The 17,411-nt window shown below is 57.1% G+C and carries 21 protein-coding genes; 3 read left to right on the top strand and 18 right to left on the bottom strand.

Annotated elements, in window-relative coordinates; all coding sequences use genetic code 11:
* Positions 1-51: 51 nt before the first annotated feature.
* The 15 genes from ybgF to ABY734_RS06800 form a co-directional block, all read right to left on the bottom strand.
* Positions 52-804 (bottom strand): tol-pal system protein YbgF, encoded by a 753-nt coding sequence (ybgF, locus tag ABY734_RS06870; RefSeq protein WP_372747122.1) that lies wholly within the window; start codon positions 802-804, stop codon positions 52-54.
* A 22-nt stretch (positions 805-826) separates the two neighbouring features.
* Positions 827-1,336, bottom strand: coding sequence for a peptidoglycan-associated lipoprotein Pal (gene pal / locus ABY734_RS06865; protein WP_372747121.1), 510 nt, complete (start codon positions 1,334-1,336; stop codon positions 827-829).
* A 118-nt stretch (positions 1,337-1,454) separates the two neighbouring features.
* Positions 1,455-2,750: a Tol-Pal system beta propeller repeat protein TolB gene (tolB, locus tag ABY734_RS06860; RefSeq protein ID WP_372747120.1), complete on the bottom strand. Its 1,296-nt coding sequence runs from the start codon at positions 2,748-2,750 to the stop codon at positions 1,455-1,457.
* Positions 2,747-3,475 carry a cell envelope integrity protein TolA gene (gene tolA, locus ABY734_RS06855; protein ID WP_372747119.1) on the bottom strand — a complete coding sequence of 243 codons (729 nt, stop codon included), beginning with the start codon at positions 3,473-3,475 and terminating at the stop codon, positions 2,747-2,749. The genes tolB and tolA overlap by 4 nt, the downstream gene beginning before the upstream one ends.
* 3 nt (positions 3,476-3,478) lie before the next feature.
* Positions 3,479-3,898, bottom strand: a complete 420-nt coding sequence (gene tolR, locus ABY734_RS06850; protein ID WP_372747118.1) for a protein TolR — start codon at positions 3,896-3,898, stop codon at positions 3,479-3,481.
* A 9-nt stretch (positions 3,899-3,907) separates the two neighbouring features.
* A complete protein-coding gene (gene tolQ, locus ABY734_RS06845) occupies positions 3,908-4,591 on the bottom strand; it encodes a protein TolQ (protein WP_372747117.1) in 684 nt (227 codons plus the stop codon).
* Between the two features lies 1 nt (position 4,592).
* A complete protein-coding gene (ybgC, locus tag ABY734_RS06840; protein ID WP_372747116.1) occupies positions 4,593-4,994 on the bottom strand; it encodes a tol-pal system-associated acyl-CoA thioesterase in 402 nt (133 codons plus the stop codon).
* A complete protein-coding gene (ruvB, locus tag ABY734_RS06835) occupies positions 4,994-6,058 on the bottom strand; it encodes a Holliday junction branch migration DNA helicase RuvB (protein ID WP_372778253.1) in 1,065 nt (354 codons plus the stop codon). The genes ybgC and ruvB overlap by 1 nt, the downstream gene beginning before the upstream one ends.
* 75 nt (positions 6,059-6,133) lie before the next feature.
* On the bottom strand, positions 6,134-6,733 hold the full coding sequence (gene ruvA, locus ABY734_RS06830) for a Holliday junction branch migration protein RuvA (RefSeq protein ID WP_372747114.1): 600 nt from the start codon (positions 6,731-6,733) through the stop codon (positions 6,134-6,136).
* Positions 6,730-7,257, bottom strand: coding sequence for a crossover junction endodeoxyribonuclease RuvC (gene ruvC, locus ABY734_RS06825; protein WP_372747113.1), 528 nt, complete (start codon positions 7,255-7,257; stop codon positions 6,730-6,732). Before ruvC ends, ruvA begins: the two co-directional genes overlap by 4 nt.
* 76 nt (positions 7,258-7,333) lie before the next feature.
* Complete coding sequence (locus ABY734_RS06820) at positions 7,334-8,080, bottom strand: YebC/PmpR family DNA-binding transcriptional regulator (RefSeq protein ID WP_372747112.1); 747 nt, start codon at positions 8,078-8,080, stop codon at positions 7,334-7,336.
* Between the two features lie 3 nt (positions 8,081-8,083).
* Positions 8,084-9,859: an aspartate--tRNA ligase gene (aspS, locus tag ABY734_RS06815; RefSeq protein WP_372747111.1), complete on the bottom strand. Its 1,776-nt coding sequence runs from the start codon at positions 9,857-9,859 to the stop codon at positions 8,084-8,086.
* A 51-nt stretch (positions 9,860-9,910) separates the two neighbouring features.
* Positions 9,911-10,171, bottom strand: coding sequence for an FmdB family zinc ribbon protein (locus tag ABY734_RS06810; RefSeq protein ID WP_372747110.1), 261 nt, complete (start codon positions 10,169-10,171; stop codon positions 9,911-9,913).
* A 175-nt stretch (positions 10,172-10,346) separates the two neighbouring features.
* Positions 10,347-10,817 (bottom strand): HU family DNA-binding protein, encoded by a 471-nt coding sequence (locus tag ABY734_RS06805; RefSeq protein ID WP_372747109.1) that lies wholly within the window; start codon positions 10,815-10,817, stop codon positions 10,347-10,349.
* A 227-nt stretch (positions 10,818-11,044) separates the two neighbouring features.
* The gene (locus ABY734_RS06800) at positions 11,045-11,449 is read right to left on the bottom strand and encodes an HIT domain-containing protein (protein WP_372747108.1); all 405 of its coding nucleotides are present in this window, start codon (positions 11,447-11,449) and stop codon (positions 11,045-11,047) included.
* Between the two features lie 74 nt (positions 11,450-11,523).
* Here ABY734_RS06800 and ABY734_RS06795 point away from each other — a divergent pair, with 74 nt between their 5' ends.
* The gene (locus ABY734_RS06795) at positions 11,524-13,248 is read left to right on the top strand and encodes a proline--tRNA ligase (protein WP_372747107.1); all 1,725 of its coding nucleotides are present in this window, start codon (positions 11,524-11,526) and stop codon (positions 13,246-13,248) included.
* Position 13,249: 1 nt separating this feature from the next.
* The gene (locus tag ABY734_RS06790; protein WP_372747106.1) at positions 13,250-13,831 is read left to right on the top strand and encodes a lytic transglycosylase domain-containing protein; all 582 of its coding nucleotides are present in this window, start codon (positions 13,250-13,252) and stop codon (positions 13,829-13,831) included.
* Between the two features lie 47 nt (positions 13,832-13,878).
* Here the strand turns inward: ABY734_RS06790 and ABY734_RS06785 are convergent, their stop codons facing one another.
* The 3 genes from ABY734_RS06785 to ABY734_RS06775 all read right to left on the bottom strand — a co-directional run bounded on the left by ABY734_RS06785 (position 13,879) and on the right by ABY734_RS06775 (position 15,945).
* On the bottom strand, positions 13,879-14,550 hold the full coding sequence (locus ABY734_RS06785; protein ID WP_372747105.1) for an NUDIX domain-containing protein: 672 nt from the start codon (positions 14,548-14,550) through the stop codon (positions 13,879-13,881).
* Positions 14,543-15,385 carry a peroxiredoxin family protein gene (locus tag ABY734_RS06780; RefSeq protein ID WP_372778252.1) on the bottom strand — a complete coding sequence of 281 codons (843 nt, stop codon included), beginning with the start codon at positions 15,383-15,385 and terminating at the stop codon, positions 14,543-14,545. Before ABY734_RS06780 ends, ABY734_RS06785 begins: the two co-directional genes overlap by 8 nt.
* Before the next feature lie 101 nt (positions 15,386-15,486).
* A complete protein-coding gene (locus tag ABY734_RS06775) occupies positions 15,487-15,945 on the bottom strand; it encodes a MaoC family dehydratase (protein ID WP_372778251.1) in 459 nt (152 codons plus the stop codon).
* A gap of 223 nt (positions 15,946-16,168) precedes the next feature.
* On the opposite strand from ABY734_RS06775, the gene ABY734_RS06770 reads away from it, so the two are divergent.
* Positions 16,169-17,410, top strand: coding sequence for an efflux RND transporter periplasmic adaptor subunit (locus ABY734_RS06770; protein WP_372778250.1), 1,242 nt, complete (start codon positions 16,169-16,171; stop codon positions 17,408-17,410).
* Position 17,411: the final 1 nt, after the last annotated feature.

The raw sequence follows: 17,411 nt of genomic DNA, 5'->3' as shown, positions 1-17,411 counted from the left end.
CCCGGCATTAGCCGGGATAGGAAGTCCGGGGAAGGCAATGATACCCGATCGTCAGAAATTATCCTGCAGGAATTGCCGGGCAAACTTGATCGCGGAGCGACCGCTGTTGCCGTGCTGGGCTATCAGCTCATTCAGGATTTTCTTGGATGCCGCCTTATTACCCGACAGAAAATGCACTTTGCCGAGCTTGTACATGGCATCGGGCACCTTGCTGTGATCCGGGTATTGCTTCAACAGCGCAGAAAAAGCGGCTTCTGCAGCCTTGAGGTCGCGCGGGGATTTGACCAGCTGCAACTCACCCGTCCAGTAAATCGCATTGGGAGCGTATTCACCCTGGGGGAAGCGGCGCAGAAAATCTTCAAACCCACTGATGGCCTGTTCAAACTGCTTGGCTTTAACCAGCTCGTAGGCTTCTCGGTAGGCATCGATTTCCTCGGCCGGCACAGCACCCGTTGAGGCAGTGCTCCGACTGGAACCGGTATCTGCCTTGGAGGAAGCACTGCCACCCCCGGAGCCGATTCGGCGATCCAGTTCGATATAGCGATCAAGACTTTGCTGCTTGAGGGTTCGAAGCTCGTGCCCCTGCTCTTCCACAATACCGCGCAATTCCATCAGCTCCCGTTGAAGGGTTTTCAACTGACTGTAGATTTCCATCTGCAGGGATTGTTCGGTCGGGATGTCACCAGCGGCTTGCGCGGGCTTATTGCGGGCAGGAGGTTGAGAGGCATCATAGATCGGGGCTTGCGCCCACAACTGTGCCGACAGCATTGCTGCTGCCGGCATCAGGTATTTCAGTGTCTTCATTGTACCGCTATGTCTGGCTGAATTACTTCAGCTCGACGCGACGGTTTTGAGACCAGGCAGACTCGCCCTGACCAAAGGCCACCGGACGCTCTTCACCGTAGCTAACGGTTTCGATGCGGTAGCGGGAAATGCCATTCAGTACCATGTAGTCCGCAACAGCCTGGGCACGACGCTCACCCAGTGCAATGTTGTACTCACGAGTACCGCGCTCATCGGCATGGCCTTCCAGGCGGATAGTGCCAACGGTGTCTTTCAGGCGCGCGATTTGCGCATCCAGATCGTCACGCGCATCGGCAGTCAGCGTTGAAGAGTCGAATTCGAAGTAGAAAACGCTTTCAAGCTGAACGGCTGGCTCAACCGGTTTTTGAGGTTTGCTCGCCGCATCCTGATTGCCGGACACAGACCCATCAAAGCCTGACAGAGACTGGCCGCTGTCTACTTCACCGCCTTCTTCTACGTCAGTGCTAGAACAGGCCGCCAGCATCATCGCCGCAAACACCACACCCAACATCTGTAATTTTTTGATTTCCATGGACTTCCTCTATTTCTCCAATAAGTGTCTCTGGCTAGACAATACCACATTCAGCTGGTTCAAAAGAATGTGACGCTTTGCGACTACTGTCAACGAAAACTCGTGAAGTAGCCAACAATTACTTTAAAAATGGCGACCAGGACGGCTCTCTGACATCGCCATAATCTGACGGCAAGCGGTAGTGCACGCTGCCATCAACGGATACTGCTGCCAATACGCCTCTGCCTTCATGCTTTGTCGCATAGAGCAAAATCGTATTGTTGGGCGCCATACTCGGAGATTCATCCAGCGTGGTTTCGGTAAGGATGGATACCCGGTTGCGCTTCAAATCCTGCAGTGCAATGTGAAACTGCCCATTCACACGGTGCACCATAACAATGCCTTCGCCGCCTTCCAGCACCCGACCGCGGGCATTGTAGTCGCCCTCAAAGGTCAGGCGCTGGACGCGCTCGGAGCGCAAATCAACGCGGTAGATTTGCGGCTTGCCACCCCGATCCGAGGTAAAGATCAGCGAGTTGTTGTCAATCCAGTCCGGCTCGGTATCAATCGCGAAGTGATTGGTTACTCGCCTCAGGGCGCGCGTCGCCAAGTCCATCACGTAAATCTCCGGGTTGCCGTCCTTGGACAGCACCATGGCCATCGACTTGCCGTCGGGCGACCAAACCGGACCACCGTTTATGCCGGAAAAATTCGTTAACTGAACACGCTGCGCAGTATCCAGGTTGTGCAAATAGATTGCTGGACGGGTGGTTTCAAAGGACACGTAGGCAATGACTCTGCCGTTGGGTGCCCAGGTTGGTGCGAGGATTGGCTCACTCTGCTCAAGCAGCACCTGCTCGCGGGCGCCGTCAATATCACTCATCACCAACCGGAAAATCTGCTTCCCACCCTCCAGTCTGCGCGCGGAAACATACAGGAGCTTGGTCGCGAAAGCGCCTTTAATATTTGTTATTTTTTCATATATTTGATTACTGATGCCGTGTGCCATATCGCGGATGTTGGCTCGCCCACCGCGCTCCTCTCCGGACAGCATCTTGCGCTGCAGGTTAACGTCGAACAGGCTGTACTCGGCGGCATAGCCACCTTCCGGCAGAGCCCGGGTTTTACCGATAACCAGGTAATCGACGCCGAGCGAACGCCAGTCGCGGTAGAACACCTCGCTCTCCGACTTGGGCTGACTTAGCATGTCAGCCGGACTCATGGGCTCAAACTGACCGGTGCGATGCAGATCCGAACCGATAATAGTGGCGATGCTGTCGGGCGGGGCAATGCCGGCCTCCCAACCGAAGGGCACGATGGCTATCGATACCGGTCGGTCGCTGCCTCGAGTAATTTCAATAGTCAATTCCGCCTGCACCAGGGCGCTCACTATCATGCCGCCACACAGCAGCAGGCTGGCCACTATCTTTCTCATCGCCGCAAATCCTCCGGTCGGAACTCAAATACAAATGACTCGAAATACTCTTTGAACACCCGGTATTCCAGCTCTTTCAATTCTGGGAAACCGCCCACTTTCTGAACAGCGCGCACCGCCGAGCGGTCAAAAGCCGAATCGCCGCTGCTGTCGATGACCTGCACATCCACCAGTTCACCTGTCGGAATCAGGCGGATACGCAACTTAACCACCATGCCATTGCGAGCACTCGGCGGCCGGCTCCACGCGAGACTGACCGCCCGGCGAATTTTCTGTGAATAGGTTGTCGCCGCCTGCACGTCCTCCTGCTCCTGAAACAGCTCTTCATCCTCAGACAGCGCACTTTCCAGCTCCCGGCGCTGCTGCGCTTTCAGGGCTTCCTGACGCTCTCGCTCAGCCCTTTCCCGCTCCGCCTTTTGCTTTGCCTCATCGACCTTGGGCTTGGGCGCAGGTTTCGGCTCAGGCTTGGGTTCCGGTTTTTTGGGCTCGGGCTTCGGTTCAGGTTTCGGTGCCGGCTTTGGCTCTGGCTTAGGTTGAGGCTTTGGCTTGGGCGCCGGCTTGGGTTTCGGCTTTTCCAGAACCACCAGCTCGGCATTGACGAACTTGGGCATCGGCCGCACCAGCAACTTATCCTGGGCATCCGGCAGACCATATATAAGCAGCGCGATGCCGAGCCCATGCATCAGCAAGGTTAGCAGGAGCGGTTTAACAAATGAGCGCCACATAGGCTAGCGAGGGTTCTCCGTCACCAGGCCGACGGACGGGGCACCCGCGCTCTGCAATGCAGCCATCAGCGTAACCACCTCACCATAGCGTACGGCTTCATCGCCCCACACCAACACCTTGGTTTCGGGTTTCTGCTTCATGACCTTGCGCACCCGCTCGGTAATATCATCGAGCGGGCGGGCCTTCTCGGCGTCGCCCATATTGATATAGAGGCTGCCGTCGGCCTTCACCGAGACAATCAGCGGCTCGTCGTTCTGCTCACCCATCGGTTCAGCGGGCGCTTTGGGCAGCTCGACCTGCACCCCCTGCATCAACAGTGGTGCAGTCACCATAAACACGATCAGCAGAACCAGCATGACGTCGATATAGGGAACGACGTTCATCTCCGCCATCGGCTTGCGTTTCTTGCGCGCAGCTTTCATGGCGCCCCCTTAGCGGCTGTGTACCTGACGGTACAACAGGCTGGAAAATTCCTCGGCAAAGGTCTGGTACTTGTTTTCCAGAGAATCGGCCGTAGCCGAAAAGCGGTTAAAGGCAACGACCGCCGGAATCGCAGCAAACAAGCCCATCGCGGTAGCCACCAGCGCTTCAGATATACCCGGTGCTACCACCGCCAGCGTCGCCTGATGCATGGTGGCCAGGCCCTGAAAGGAACCCATAATGCCCCACACCGTCCCTAACAGTCCGACATAGGGGCTGGTTGAGCCCACGGTTGCCAGAAAGGGCAAATTCTTTTCCAGGCTGTCGTCTTCCCGGGACATCGCAACCCGCATGGCGCGCTCGGCGCCGTCCATAATCACTTCGGGGCTGGCGTTCTTGCGGCGCAGGCGATTGAACTCTTTAAAACCGGAGCGGAAGATACTTTCGGTACCAATAGCGCGATAACCCTTTTCCGCCTTGGCACTGCCCTCCTGATACAGATCACCCAGATCAATCCCCGACCAGAACTGCTGCTCGAAGAGGCGGTAGGCTCGCTGGGCGGCGCTGAAGTAAGACCAACGCTGGATGATGACAAACCAGGACACCACCGAAGCCAGCACCAGAATGCCCATGATGCACTGTACAAACAGGCTGGCATTCAGAATCAGATCCATTATTGTGAGTTCGTGGTTCACCTTATTCTCCGTTTTGCAATTGCGCGCGCATATCAGCAGGTATTCTGCGGGGTTTCAAGCTCTGACGGTCAACACAGGCCACCTGAACAGTGCCCTGACACAAAATATCAGAGCCACGTCTCACACTCTGTTCAAATGTGATGCCCACGCCCCGCACAGAAGAGACTGCCGCCGTGACCACAAGTTCATCGTCGAGTGTCGCCGGCTTCAGATAGTTGACTGCCGTCTCAGTCACCACAAACATGCTGTCGTGACTGAAAATGGCGGTTTTGTCATAACCCGCAGCCCGCATCCACTCGGTGCGGGCCCGCTCCATAAACTTGAGGTAATTGACGTAATAGACGATGCCACCGGCGTCAGTATCTTCGATGTAAACGCGCAGCGGCAGGGAATATTCACGCATTAAGTCCCGCCCTCATCCGACACTGGCCCATCATCAGATAAGGGTAACTGATCCTGAGCCTGAGGCAGTTTTAAGCCAAAGTGGCGGTAGGCACTCCGGGTCACCATCCGCCCGCGCGGGGTGCGCACAATATAGCCCTGCTGAATCAGGTAGGGTTCCAGTACATCCTCTATCGTGCCGCGCTCTTCGCTGATCGCCGCCGCCAGTGAATCCACGCCCACCGGGCCACCGTCGAATTTCTCGATCATCGCCATCAGCAGGCGGCGGTCGAGCCGGTCAAAGCCAAGCGCATCCACTTTCAGCATATCCAGCGCGCGATCGGCAATGCCCTTGTCGATGACGCCGTCGCCTTTCACTTCGGCGTAATCGCGCACCCGCCGCAGCAGGCGGTTGACGATACGCGGTGTGCCTCGGGCCCGCCGGGCAATCTCGAGTGCGCCCTCGTCGTCAATCTCAATACCGAGAATGCCGCCGGAGCGTTTGACGATATGGGTCAAATCTTTGACCTGATAGAATTCCAGCCGCTGCACGATGCCGAAACGGTCGCGCAGTGGTGAGGTCAACAGACCCGCCCGCGTGGTGGCACCGACCAGCGTAAACGGCGGCAGATCCAGCTTGATGGAGCGCGCACCCGGCCCTTCGCCGATCATGATATCGAGCTGGTAGTCCTCCATCGCCGGATAGAGCACTTCTTCTACATGGGGGCTCAGGCGGTGGATTTCATCGATAAAGAGCACATCACCCGGCTCCAGATTGGTCATCAGCGCGGCGAGATCACCGGCTCTTTCCAATACCGGGCCCGAGGTCGTTTTCAGGGAGACGCCCATTTCATTGGCGAGAATAGAGGCCAGGGTGGTTTTGCCCAGACCGGGCGGACCAAAGATCAGGGTATGGTCGAGGGGCTCACTGCGCTTGCGGGCGGCGCTGACAAAGATTTCCATCTGTTCGCGCACCGCTTCCTGACCTACGTAGTCGGCCAGCGTCTTTGGGCGTATAGCGCGATCCAGGCTTTCTTCCTGGGGATCGGTTTGCTCTGGCGCTATCAGTCGGTCAGTTTCTATCATGTTCGTCGCTGGACTAGTGGTTCACTGCGAGCGAGATTCCCCTCACCCCGGCCCTCTCCACTTAGGAAGAGGGGGCTATTTGCCTATCATAGCTTTCAAAGCCTGACGGATTAAGTCTTCTACCGGCAAGCCTTCGCCTTCCACGGCAGCTATCGCCCGCGCCGCTTCCTGCGGTTTGTAACCGAGAGAAATAAGAGCTTCTTCAGCTTCGCTGGCAGCATCCACTTTTGCCGGCGCTACGTTCGGCAATCTGGCACCAGCCGCAGGCTCGTAATCCTTGAGCTTGTCGCGCATTTCAATCACCAGGCGCTCGGCCGTTTTCTTGCCGACACCGGGCAGCTTCACTAGCGAGGCGGCATCGCCGGCCAGCACCAGTGCCACAAACTCGCCGACATCGACCCCGGAAAGCACGGTGAGCGCCAGTTTGGGGCCGACACCGTTGACCTTGATCAAATCGCGAAACAGAGCGCGGCTGTGGGCGTCGATAAAACCGAATAACTGCTGGGCATCTTCGCGCACAACGTGATGTGTTAGCAGGATCACTTCCGCGCCCAGTTCCGGCAACTGATAGAGTGTGGTCATGGGCACCAGCACTTCGTAACCCACTCCGGCGCAGTCTACCAGTACTTCCGGCGCGCGTTTTTCAATTAAGGTGCCGCGAATTCTTCCGATCAAGACAATCTTCCCCTGCGCATTCGACCGCGTACGGTCGGCTGATTCAATTTATTCAGGCTCTGCTGACTGTGGGCGTGACACAGGGCTGCGGCGAGTGCATCGGCGGCATCTTCCTGTGGTGCCGACGGCAGCGATAGCAGGGTCTTTACCATATGCTGCACCTGCTCCTTGCTGGCAGCTCCAGTACCCACCACGGACTGTTTGATCTGCCGCGCGGTGTATTCCGCCACCGGCAGCCCCCGGCTGACACAGGCAGTCACCGCCGCCCCGCGCGCCTGCCCCAGCTTGAGTGCACTGCCGGCACTTTTCGCCATAAACACTTCCTCCACCGCCACTTCCGTGGGGCTGTGTTCTTCCAGAATTTCAGAAATACAGTCAAAGATAACTTTCAGGCGGGCAGGCAAGGGGCCGACCGGCAGGCGGATAACACCACTGCTGATATACGTGTGCTGGCTGCCCTGACAGGCAATCAGGCCAAAACCGGTTTTTACGGAGCCGGGGTCTATCCCCAGAATGATGCGCATGATCACCGCCTGCGGCGGCCAGACCCACCCGTTGAGACGGGCGAGCGGCCTTCGTTATTCTATGCAGGGCAGTGTATCAGGAAAGGGCTTCCAGCACCGCGTCGGGGATCTCGGCGTTGGTGTAAACATTCTGCACATCGTCCAGATCTTCCAGCATATCGATCAGGCCAAGAATGGTTTCCGCGCCGCTTTGATCCAGCTCCACGGTTGTCGACGGCTTCATGGTCACTTCTGCGCTGACAGGCTCGAAACCGGCTTCAATGATGGCGTTTTTTACCGCCGTGAATTCTTCCCAGGGCGTGTAAACGTCGATAGAACCATCGTCATTGGTGACCAGATCATCGGCTCCGGCTTCCAGCGCCGCTTCCATCAGCGCGTCTTCGTCGGCGCCGGGTTCGAAACTGATTAGGCCCACACGGCTGAACAGATAGGCTACCGAACCGTCAGTGCCCAGATTGCCACCGCGCTTGCTGAATGCGTGGCGCACTTCCGCCACCGTGCGATTGCGGTTGTCTGTCATGCATTCCACCAAAACCGCTACACCACCGGAACCGTAGCCCTCGTAGGTCACTTCTTCGTAGTTGCTGTCGTCACCATCGCCGGTACCGCGGGCAATCGCCTTTTCGATGGTGTCTTTCTTCATGTTGGCGGCTAGCGCCTTGTCCATGACTGCGCGCAACCGGGGGTTGTCTTCCGGCACGCCGCCGCCCAGCTTGGCGGCGACCACGATTTCACGAATGATCTTGGTAAAAACCTTACCCCGCTTGGCGTCCTGAGCGGCTTTGCGGTGTTTGATATTGGCCCATTTACTGTGACCCGCCATGATTTACCCCTGTTTTTCCTCAGTTTTGCGCAGACGGATATTAAGTTCGGTGAGCTGTTTGCTCTCCACCGCACCCGGCGCATCGGTCATCAGACAGGCGGCCGTCTGGGTTTTGGGGAAGGCAATCACGTCGCGGATGGATTTGGCGCCGGTCATCAGCATCACGATGCGATCCAGACCGAAGGCCAGACCACCGTGGGGTGGGCAGCCGTATTTGAGGGCATCCAGCAGGAAGCCGAACTTCTCGTCGGCCTCTTCCTTGCTGATACCCAGAATGCGGAATACTGCCTGCTGCATATCGCTTTTGTGAATACGAATGGAACCACCGCCCAGCTCGGTGCCATTCAACACCAGATCGTAGGCCTTGGACAGCGCCGCGCCGGGATTGGCTTCGAGCTCTTCCGGTGAACAGGTCGGCGCAGTAAAGGGGTGGTGCAGTGAGGTCCAGTTGCCGTTGCCGTCTTCCTCAAACATCGGGAAGTCGACTACCCACAGCGGCGCCCACTCGCGCTCGATCATGTCCAGATCTTCGCCCAGTTTCACACGCAACGCGCCAAGGGCTTCGTTGACCACGCTGGTTTTATCGGCGCCGAAGAAAACAATATCGCCATCGGCTACCGCCAGACGCTCCATCATCTGCAGCACGATATCATCGGGCATGAATTTCAGAATCGGTGACTGCAGGCCTTCAACACCCTTGGCCAGTTCATTGACCTTGATCCAGGCCAAACCTTTAGCGCCGTATATACCGACAAATTTGGTGTATTCGTCGATTTCCTTGCGGGACAGTTTGGCGCCGCCGGTCACTTTCAGTGCGGCGACGCGACCTTTGGGATCATTGGCCGGGCCGTTAAAGACCTTGAAGTCCACCTGCTTCATCAGGTCTTCCACATCGGTCAGTTCCAGCGGAATACGCAGATCCGGGCGGTCACTGCCAAAGCGCAGCATGGCTTCGGCGTAGGTCATGCGCGGCAGGTCGCCGAGATCAACATTCAGTACCTGCTGGAACAGCTGGCGAATCATGCCTTCGGTGATAGCCATGATCTCGTCCTGATCCATAAAGGAGGTTTCCAGGTCGATCTGGGTAAACTCCGGCTGGCGGTCGGCGCGCAGGTCTTCATCGCGGAAGCACTTGGCGATCTGGTAGTAGCGATCCATGCCCGACACCATCAGCAGCTGCTTGAACAGCTGGGGCGACTGGGGCAGCGCGAAAAACTTGCCCGCATGGGTGCGGCTGGGCACCAGATAATCGCGAGCGCCTTCAGGCGTAGCGCGGGTGAGGATCGGCGTTTCAATATCCAGAAAGCCGTTGCCATCCAGGTAATTGCGCAGAATCGAGGTGATTTTGCTGCGCAGTCGCAGCTTGTCGGCAATCTCGTTGCGGCGCAGATCCAGAAAACGGTAGCGCAGGCGCACGTCTTCACCTACATCGGTGTGACTGTCGAGCTGGAAGGGCGGTGTCTCTGACGCGTTAAGGATCTCCAGTTCCTTGCCCAGCACCTCAATTTCACCGGTACCCATATTCGGGTTGACGGTGGATTCGGTGCGGGCGCGAACCCGGCCTTTTACCTGCAGCACATACTCGCCGCGCACTTTGTCAGCGCGCTGGAAGTGCTCTTCGGTATCCGGGTCGAACACCACCTGAACAATGCCATCGCGATCGCGCAGATCCAGGAAGATAACGCCGCCGTGATCCCGGCGCCGGTCTACCCAACCACATAAGGTAACTTCCTGATCAATGTGCTCTTTGCGGAGGGTGCCGCAATAATGGCTTCGCATGCGTTGTGTCCTGTCTGAGTCGGTGGTGCCGCTATTAGTTGTGCCGCTGTATCAGCTGGCGTCGGTGCTGGAGCTTGTTTTACTGTCGCTGCTGCTGGACGACGTCTCGCCGGCAATATTCTTGCGCTTGCCGGATTTAAAGTCAGTTTCATACCAGCCGCCGCCCTTCAGGCGGAATCCTGCCGCCGAAATAAGCTTTTTCAGGGCCGGTTTTTCACAGTTGGGGCAATCCACCAGTGGCGCATCGCTCATTTTCTGGATGGCTTCCAGCTCATGGGCGCAATCTTCACACTTGTATTCATAAATTGGCATAACGAGATCCTCGCTGCTTTTAATACTGTCGCTACGTCGTTCAGAGACCAATTGGGGGAGGAAGCCCCAAAAATGGACGCGGATTATACCGTAAACAGCTCTGCAGGATAAATGCCGGGATCAGAAGGAGGGTGTAAGAGGGGGAAAGCCGGCCCCGAATGGGGCCGGCAGACTATCAGGAAGCGAATTCCTTGAGTTTTTTCAGCGGACGCACCTTAACAGCAATGCTGGCTGGCTTGGCTTTGAAGGTGGTCTCTTCACCGGTGAAGGGGTTGATACCCTTGCGTGCCTTGCGAGCAGGCTTCTTCACGGTAACCACTTTCATCAGACCAGGCACAGTGAACTCACCCAGGCCACGCTTGGACACGCTGCGCGCAATCAGAGATTCCAGCTCGTCCATCACCGCAGATACCTGCTTGCGGTTCAGATCGGTAGCGGTAGCAATCTCGTTGAGAATCTGACTCTTGGTCATTTTCTCTTTGATTGGGCCGGTGGCCTTTTTCGGTGCTGCTTTTTTAGCAGCTACTTTTTTGGCGGGTGCTTTCTTGGCAGCAACTTTCTTAGCCGGTGCTTTCTTAGCGGGTGCTTTTTTAGCAGCAGCTTTTTTGGCTGGTGCTTTCTTCTTCGGAGCAGCTTTCTTTGCCATTGGTGATAGTCCCATTTGTCTTGTTTGAGTAGGTTTCCCCGACAGGTCGTTAGGTCATATATCAGTAGACAATCTGTTGATTTCACACTGTATATATAGAGCCTGCGCAAGATATAAGCGCATCCCGCACTGTAATACAAGGGTTTGCAGGGAAAAAAGGCCTATTTTTTGTTCGATTTGACCAGAATTTCAGCATTCACTTCAAACAACAAAGCTCTCGCAGGAAATCAGCCCAACAAAACGCGTTTCAGTACGCTTATGCGCTCAGCCAGTTCAGCTTCGCCATAGGCAATCGGAGGGTGCAAACCCCATACCGGTTTTGGCCAGGCCGCATCATTACTGAAGCGCGCAATATGGTGTATATGCAATTGCGGAACCATATTCCCCAAGGCTGCCACATTCATTTTTTCCGCTTTAAATTGATCTGCCATGGCTTTGGCAACCGCATTGGACTCAATCATTAACTGATGTTGGTCGGCGTCGCTCAATTCAAAAATCTCGCGCACATTTTCACGCCGGGGCACCAGAATCACCCAGGGGTACTGAGCGTCGTTCATCAGCAAAACCCGACACAGGCTCAGCTCGCCAATTTCCACCGTATCGGCCCTGAGCCGGTCATCCAGTTCAAACATAAGCAATCCTCTAACAATCCCAGCGGGGAAGCGTGTAAAATGCGGCAAAATTCTCCAGCAAGGCTAAGAGTCGCATGCGAGCTAGTCAATTTCTTATTGCCACCCAGAAAGAAACCCCTGCCGACGCCGAGGTTATCAGTCACCAGCTGATGCTTCGGGCGGGCCTGATCCGCAAGCTCGCCTCCGGCCTTTATACCTGGCTGCCAGCCGGTCTGCGGGTACTGCAGAAAGTGGAAAACATCATTCGCGAGGAGATGAACCGTAGCGGCGCGCTGGAAGTGCTGATGCCGGTGGTTCAGCCCGCCGAGCTGTGGGAGCAGTCGGGACGCTGGCAGCAATACGGCCCGGAACTGCTGCGCATCAAGGACCGGCATGATCGCGACTTCTGCCTGGGGCCGACCCACGAAGAGGTCATTACCCAGCTGGTCAGCAATGAGATCCGCAGCTACAAGCAACTGCCGATCAACCTCTACCAGATACAGACCAAGTTCCGCGACGAGATCCGCCCCCGCTTTGGCGTAATGCGCTCACGTGAGTTCATTATGAAAGATGCCTACTCCTTTCATCTGGATCAGGACTCGCTGGCCGAGACCTATGAAAAGATGTATCAGGCTTATTCCGCCATCTTCAAACGCATTGGCCTGGATTTCCGCCCGGTTATCGCCGACAACGGCTCTATCGGTGGCACAGGCTCCCACGAGTTTCATGTGCTGGCTGATTCCGGTGAAGACGATATCGCCTTTTCCGACAGCAGCGATTACGCCGCCAATATCGAAATGGCCGAAGCCGTCGCTCTGGGCAAGCGCGGGACTGCCAGCGCAGCACTGGAAAAAGTATCCACGCCCGCCACCAAGACCATTGAGGAAGTCTGTAAAACCCTGTCGGTAAGCCCGAGTCAAACAGTGAAAACCCTGCTGGTGCATGGCGCCGATGACGAGGGCGAAAAAGCGGGCCTGATTGCACTGGTATTGCGCGGCGACCATCAACTGAACGAAATCAAGGCGGAAAAACAGCCCGGCGTTTTCTCACCGCTGACGCTCGCCTCCGACGAAGAAATCAAGAAAGTCCTCGGCTGCAGTGCCGGCTCTATTGGCCCGGTCGGCCTCACCTTGCCGATGGTCATTGACCGCAGTGCCGCCGAACTCAATGACTTTGTCTGCGGCGCCAACGAGGACGATTTTCACTACACAGGCGCCAACTGGGAGCGCGACGCAGAGCTCAGCAACATCGCCGATATCCGCAATGTGGTGGCGGGCGACCCCAGCCCCGATGGCCAGGGCAATCTGTTGATCAAGCGCGGTATCGAAGTGGGCCATATTTTCCAGCTCGGCTACAAATATTCCGAAGCGCTGAATGCCAAAGTGCTGGACGAAGCCGGCAAGGAAGCCACTGTAACCATGGGCTGCTACGGCATCGGCGTAACCCGGGTTGTAGCGGCGGCTATCGAGCAGAACCACGACGCCCAGGGCATTATCTGGCCAGAGGCCATTGCTCCCTTCCAGCTGGCGCTGGTACCGCTGAATATGCAGAAATCCGAACAGGTAAAAGAAGCCACTGAAAAGCTCTATCGGGAGCTTACCGCGGCGGGCATCGATGTGCTGATGGATGATCGCAATGAACGCCCGGGCGTAAAGTTCGCGGACATCGAGCTGATTGGCATTCCGCACCGCATCGTCATTGGCGATCGCGGTCTGGATAACGGTACACTGGAATACCGGCATCGCCGCGCCGAAAATAACGAAGATATCCGCCTAGACGATGTGGTCAGCTTTATTTCCAACAAACTCGCTGAGGCCTGAATTGCCGGGCCCAAAACTGCTGGTTCTGCTGTTGTGGTTCTGGGCCGCAGCTGTGGGCGCCCAGCCGGCGAGCGGCGATGCAGAGCGCACTGAACTGCGCCAGTTCCTGATCAGCACGATTAATGAAGCAAGCAGCTTTCGGGATCGCTTTGACGCCGAGGTCTGGCTTCTGGATATGTCCGGGCGGCTGGAGCGTTTTATCGACGACCCGCAAACCCGCCTCGACTTGCTCCGGGCCGTGCATCAGGAAGCCCGCGCCGCCAATCTGAAACCCGATCTGGTGCTGGCATTGATTGAGGTGGAAAGCGCCTTTGACCGCTACGCGGTCTCCAGTGCCGGCGCCCAGGGTCTAATGCAGATTATGCCTTTCTGGAAAAATGAAATTGGCCGCCCGGAAGACAACCTCACCGACCCATACACCAACCTGCGCTACGGCTGTCGCATTCTTCAATATTATGTGGAGAAAGAAAAAGGCAACCTGATGCATGCGCTGGCGCGTTATAACGGCAGCTACGGCAAATACTGGTATCCCCGGCGGGTCTTTGATGCCTGGGAGCGGCGCTGGCGAGTGGGGAATCTTTGATTGGCGGTCGGATGTCTTACCTAAAAGCGAAAACGCCGCTGCCGCGGTCAGTCCTCGTACTCGTAGCGCCAGCAATGGCCTTCCAGCCAACAGCGGTTGCGTGAGCCCGGCACCGAAGCATCTGTCGACTCGTAGCCCGCATCACCGGCGTACAACATACAAATCTTGTCATCGACGGTGGCCAGTCGCGGTGCGATATAAGGCACTTCGCGTCGCCGATAAAACGCTTCAGCCGCTGCCGCGTCAATGCAATCAGCCAGTTCGGTGAGGGTCACAATCGTTGGCGGCAGCATTTTCAGCTCGCCCGCCACGTGCTCTGCAATCGCCTGTTCGGGGATTACCCAGCGGTAAGCGTCGATCTCTTCATTGTCCACTTCGATGTCCGCCACCGGCTGAGCGCTGAGAAAAAACCAGGTAGAAAACCGTTTCTTCGAGACTTCCGGTGCATCGGGTGTGGTCCAGTGGGAAATAAACTGCAGCGACTCCGGGTCGACGTCGATCCCCGCCTCTTCCCGGGTTTCACGCACCGCGGCCATACGGGCGGCCAGTTCCTCGTCACCTTCACTACCGTCTTGCGGCTCCACCACACCGCCGGGAAAAACCCAGGCCCCCTTGCCGCTTTTACTTTTGCGTCTCAGCAACAGGGTTTCGAGTTGCCCCGCCGATTCGCGCAGCAAAACCAGCGTCGCCGCCGGGCGTATGGCAGTGCCTTCAGGCATGTGCGGTGTCCTTGTCCAGTATCGAGAGAAAAGTAGCGGGCTCGGGTCGCACCCGGTAGTTATCGGTCAGGTCCGCGTATAACAACGTACCCGCCTCGTCGGTAATCAGTACCGTGGGCAGCACCGTGTCATTGCCGTAACCGCTGATGCCCAGCGCTATGCCATCCTTGTGCAGGATATCCAATTGCCGCGAGGCGCGACCACCCCGATCCACATAAAACTGCAGCGGCACATCAAAACGCGCCGCCAGCTCTCGGGTCTGCTTGTGCGGCTGCGGACTGATCAGTATCACATCGGCGCCGCGATCGGCCAGCTCACTGTATTGATCGGCCAGCTCGCGCACCTGGGCGACACACAAGGGGCACCAGTTGCCGCGATAAAACAGCAGCACTGCTTTGCGACCGAGAAAGCGCCTGGAGCTAATGGCATTGCCATCCGTATCCTCGAGTTCAAACTCCGGCAGTGGCTCGCCTACAACCAGAACGCTGTTGGCATCACGCCCCAAACGCGAATACCAGAAAACGTAGGCACTGACGCCGCCCAGCCCCAGCAGCCAGGCATACACCATCGGCAGCGCCGGCTGCTCACCCATCAAGGTCAGCAGCGCACCTGCCACTGCCGCCAGACATTGCAGAGGCATCCGCGCAGAGGTTCGCGCCCGCGAACCGATTCCGAGAAAAATCATAAAGCCCAGCATCGGTAGCAGTGCGATAGCCGCGCCATACCAGGCGGGATCAACCGACGACGTGGTCGCGATATGCCAAAGCGTATGCGCACTGGCCAGAACACAGCACAGCAGAAAAGGAACGACAAAATAGCGTTTGAGATGCTGCATGAGCGGCTGCCTTATTATGATTATGCGACCATTATTGCCGAGCGTCCGGTGAATGCCAAACGCCGCTATCGCATGTCGCGATAGCGGCCGGGCGCGCTGCCCTATTCCGGAAAATAGCGGCTGATGGTATCAACCACACAGGCGGGCTTGTCTTGACCTTCAATTTCGACGGTAACGCGCACCACCGATTGAATACCACCTTTCACTTCTTCTACCGATACCAGCTCACCACTGCCGCGCACCCGCGAGCCCACCGGCACCGGTGAGGGGAAGCGGATTTTCTCGCAGCCTACATTCACCCCCATGGAAATACCCTGCACGTCGATAATCTGCGGCAGAAACAGGTTAACCAGCGACAAAGTCAGGTAGCCGTGGGCAATGCATTTGCCGAAGGGGCCGTCTTTGGCGCGCTCGGGGTCGACGTGAATCCACTGGTGATCGCCGGTGGCATCCGCAAACAGATTGATGCGATTCTGATCGATTTCCAGCCACTCGCTGCAGCCGAGGTGTTCGCCCTGCGCTTCTTTCAGCTCTGCGGGATGGGTGAAAACTCTGGTCATGATGATGTCCTGTTATCCAAGCGTGTTGATGGGGTTTTGTCCGAGGGCGGACTATAGCATTGGCCACGCCGGTAAAAACATCGTCCGTTTTTGCCAGATTGCCGTAAAATAGCGCCACGCCAGTGCACCAACAGTAACCCGTCGGTAAGCCTCCGGTAATGATCCACACCCACCGGCGTGCTATAAAACGCTGTAATCCTTATAATTTTTTTGAGAGCATCCTGTGGGTAGAGTCGTTTCCAATCTGTTTGTCTGTAGCGCCATTCTCGGTCTGGCCGTTGCAGGCGCTGTTGTCCTCTATCTCAATCGCCCAGAGCCTGCCAAGGTGGAAGTCGAATCCACACCGCTGGTGGTGGATGTCGCTGAAGTCGTTAAGCAGGATGTTCCCATCAGTATTGACTCTCAAGGCACGGTAAGTGCCCGCACCCAGACCCTGCTGATTGCCGAGGTATCGGGCCGGGTGGTTGAGGTGTCCGACAAATTCAAGGCTGGCGGCTTTTTCGAAGCCGGCGATATGCTGCTGCAGATCGACGACCGAGACTACCGGGCGGAACTCAAGCGCGCCGAAGCCGCCGTTGCCAGCGCGAAAAGCAATCTCGCACTCGAAAAAGGCCGCGCCGAAGTGGCTTACCGGGACTGGCTCAAATTCTCCAATGGCGTCAAGCGCAACAGCGAAGCCGATGCCCTGGCTCAGCGCAAGCCACAACTGGCCGAAGCCCAGGCCCAACTCGACTCCGCCGAAGCCGACCTGATCCGCGCCCGCGACAATCTCGAACGCACCACTTTACGTCTGCCCTACGACGGCATGGTGCAGCAGAAGCACGTGGACATCGGCCAATATGTCAGCGTGGGCACCCAACTCGCCAAAACCTTTGCGATCGATCGCGTTGAAGTCAGACTGCCGATCCCCGACGACCGCCTGAACTACCTTAACCTGCCCTCCATCGCTGCCGATCCGACGCAGCTGCCGGCGGTGACCCTGAGCGCTCGAATGGGTGATCAGGTGCTTGAGTGGCCCGCGCAACTGGTGCGCACGGAAGGGGTACTCGACGAGCGCAGCCGCGTGCTGTTCGCAGTGGCCGAGGTATCTGACCCCTACGGCATGAAAACCGAGCGTTCCAGCCCGCTCAGAATCGGCACCTTTGTTCAGGCCTCGATTTCCGGCAAAACCATGTCTGACATTGTGGTACTGCCGCGACACATTCTGCGCACCGGCAATCAGGTGTGGGTAGTGGATGATCGCAACCGCCTGATCAACCGCCAGGTAAAGCTGCTGCGCACCGATGGCACGCTGGCTTATATCTATCAGGGGCTGGAAGATGGCGAGCGGGTCTCTCTGTCTTCCGCGCCCCATGCGGTGGCCGGGACTGAAGTAAAACTGAACAGCTCCGTCAAAACCAGTTCGCTGCTGTCCGCCAAGTCAGCAACCACCTCAAACAGTCGCGGCGCGGATAAAGGGGCTTAAG

Source organism: Litorivivens sp. (assembly GCF_041624475.1).
Classification (GTDB): domain Bacteria; phylum Pseudomonadota; class Gammaproteobacteria; order Pseudomonadales; family Spongiibacteraceae; genus Litorivivens.
Note: the sequence above shows the minus strand (reverse complement) of the source record. Positions and strands in the feature narration are given on the sequence as shown.

Excerpts from the sequence above, each read along its gene's own strand:
- ybgC (WP_372747116.1), bottom strand. The coding sequence starts at position 4,994 with ATGCGTGAATATTCCCTGCCGCTGCGCGTTTACATCGAAGATACTGAC.
- pal (WP_372747121.1), bottom strand. The coding sequence starts at position 1,336 with ATGGAAATCAAAAAATTACAGATGTTGGGTGTGGTGTTTGCGGCGATG.
- tolR (WP_372747118.1), bottom strand. The coding sequence starts at position 3,898 with ATGAAAGCTGCGCGCAAGAAACGCAAGCCGATGGCGGAGATGAACGTC.
- ybgF (WP_372747122.1), bottom strand. The coding sequence starts at position 804 with ATGAAGACACTGAAATACCTGATGCCGGCAGCAGCAATGCTGTCGGCA.
- tolB (WP_372747120.1), bottom strand. The coding sequence starts at position 2,750 with ATGAGAAAGATAGTGGCCAGCCTGCTGCTGTGTGGCGGCATGATAGTG.
- ABY734_RS06820 (WP_372747112.1), bottom strand. The coding sequence starts at position 8,080 with ATGGCGGGTCACAGTAAATGGGCCAATATCAAACACCGCAAAGCCGCT.
- ABY734_RS06800 (WP_372747108.1), bottom strand. The coding sequence starts at position 11,449 with ATGTTTGAACTGGATGACCGGCTCAGGGCCGATACGGTGGAAATTGGC.
- ABY734_RS06795 (WP_372747107.1), top strand. The coding sequence starts at position 11,524 with ATGCGAGCTAGTCAATTTCTTATTGCCACCCAGAAAGAAACCCCTGCC.
- ABY734_RS06775 (WP_372778251.1), bottom strand. The coding sequence starts at position 15,945 with ATGACCAGAGTTTTCACCCATCCCGCAGAGCTGAAAGAAGCGCAGGGC.
- aspS (WP_372747111.1), bottom strand. The coding sequence starts at position 9,859 with ATGCGAAGCCATTATTGCGGCACCCTCCGCAAAGAGCACATTGATCAG.
- tolA (WP_372747119.1), bottom strand. The coding sequence starts at position 3,475 with ATGTGGCGCTCATTTGTTAAACCGCTCCTGCTAACCTTGCTGATGCAT.
- ABY734_RS06805 (WP_372747109.1), bottom strand. The coding sequence starts at position 10,817 with ATGGCAAAGAAAGCTGCTCCGAAGAAGAAAGCACCAGCCAAAAAAGCT.
- ruvB (WP_372778253.1), bottom strand. The coding sequence starts at position 6,058 with ATGATAGAAACTGACCGACTGATAGCGCCAGAGCAAACCGATCCCCAG.
- ABY734_RS06780 (WP_372778252.1), bottom strand. The coding sequence starts at position 15,385 with ATGCAGCATCTCAAACGCTATTTTGTCGTTCCTTTTCTGCTGTGCTGT.
- ABY734_RS06785 (WP_372747105.1), bottom strand. The coding sequence starts at position 14,550 with ATGCCTGAAGGCACTGCCATACGCCCGGCGGCGACGCTGGTTTTGCTG.
- ruvC (WP_372747113.1), bottom strand. The coding sequence starts at position 7,257 with ATGCGCATCATTCTGGGGATAGACCCCGGCTCCGTAAAAACCGGTTTT.
- ABY734_RS06810 (WP_372747110.1), bottom strand. The coding sequence starts at position 10,171 with ATGCCAATTTATGAATACAAGTGTGAAGATTGCGCCCATGAGCTGGAA.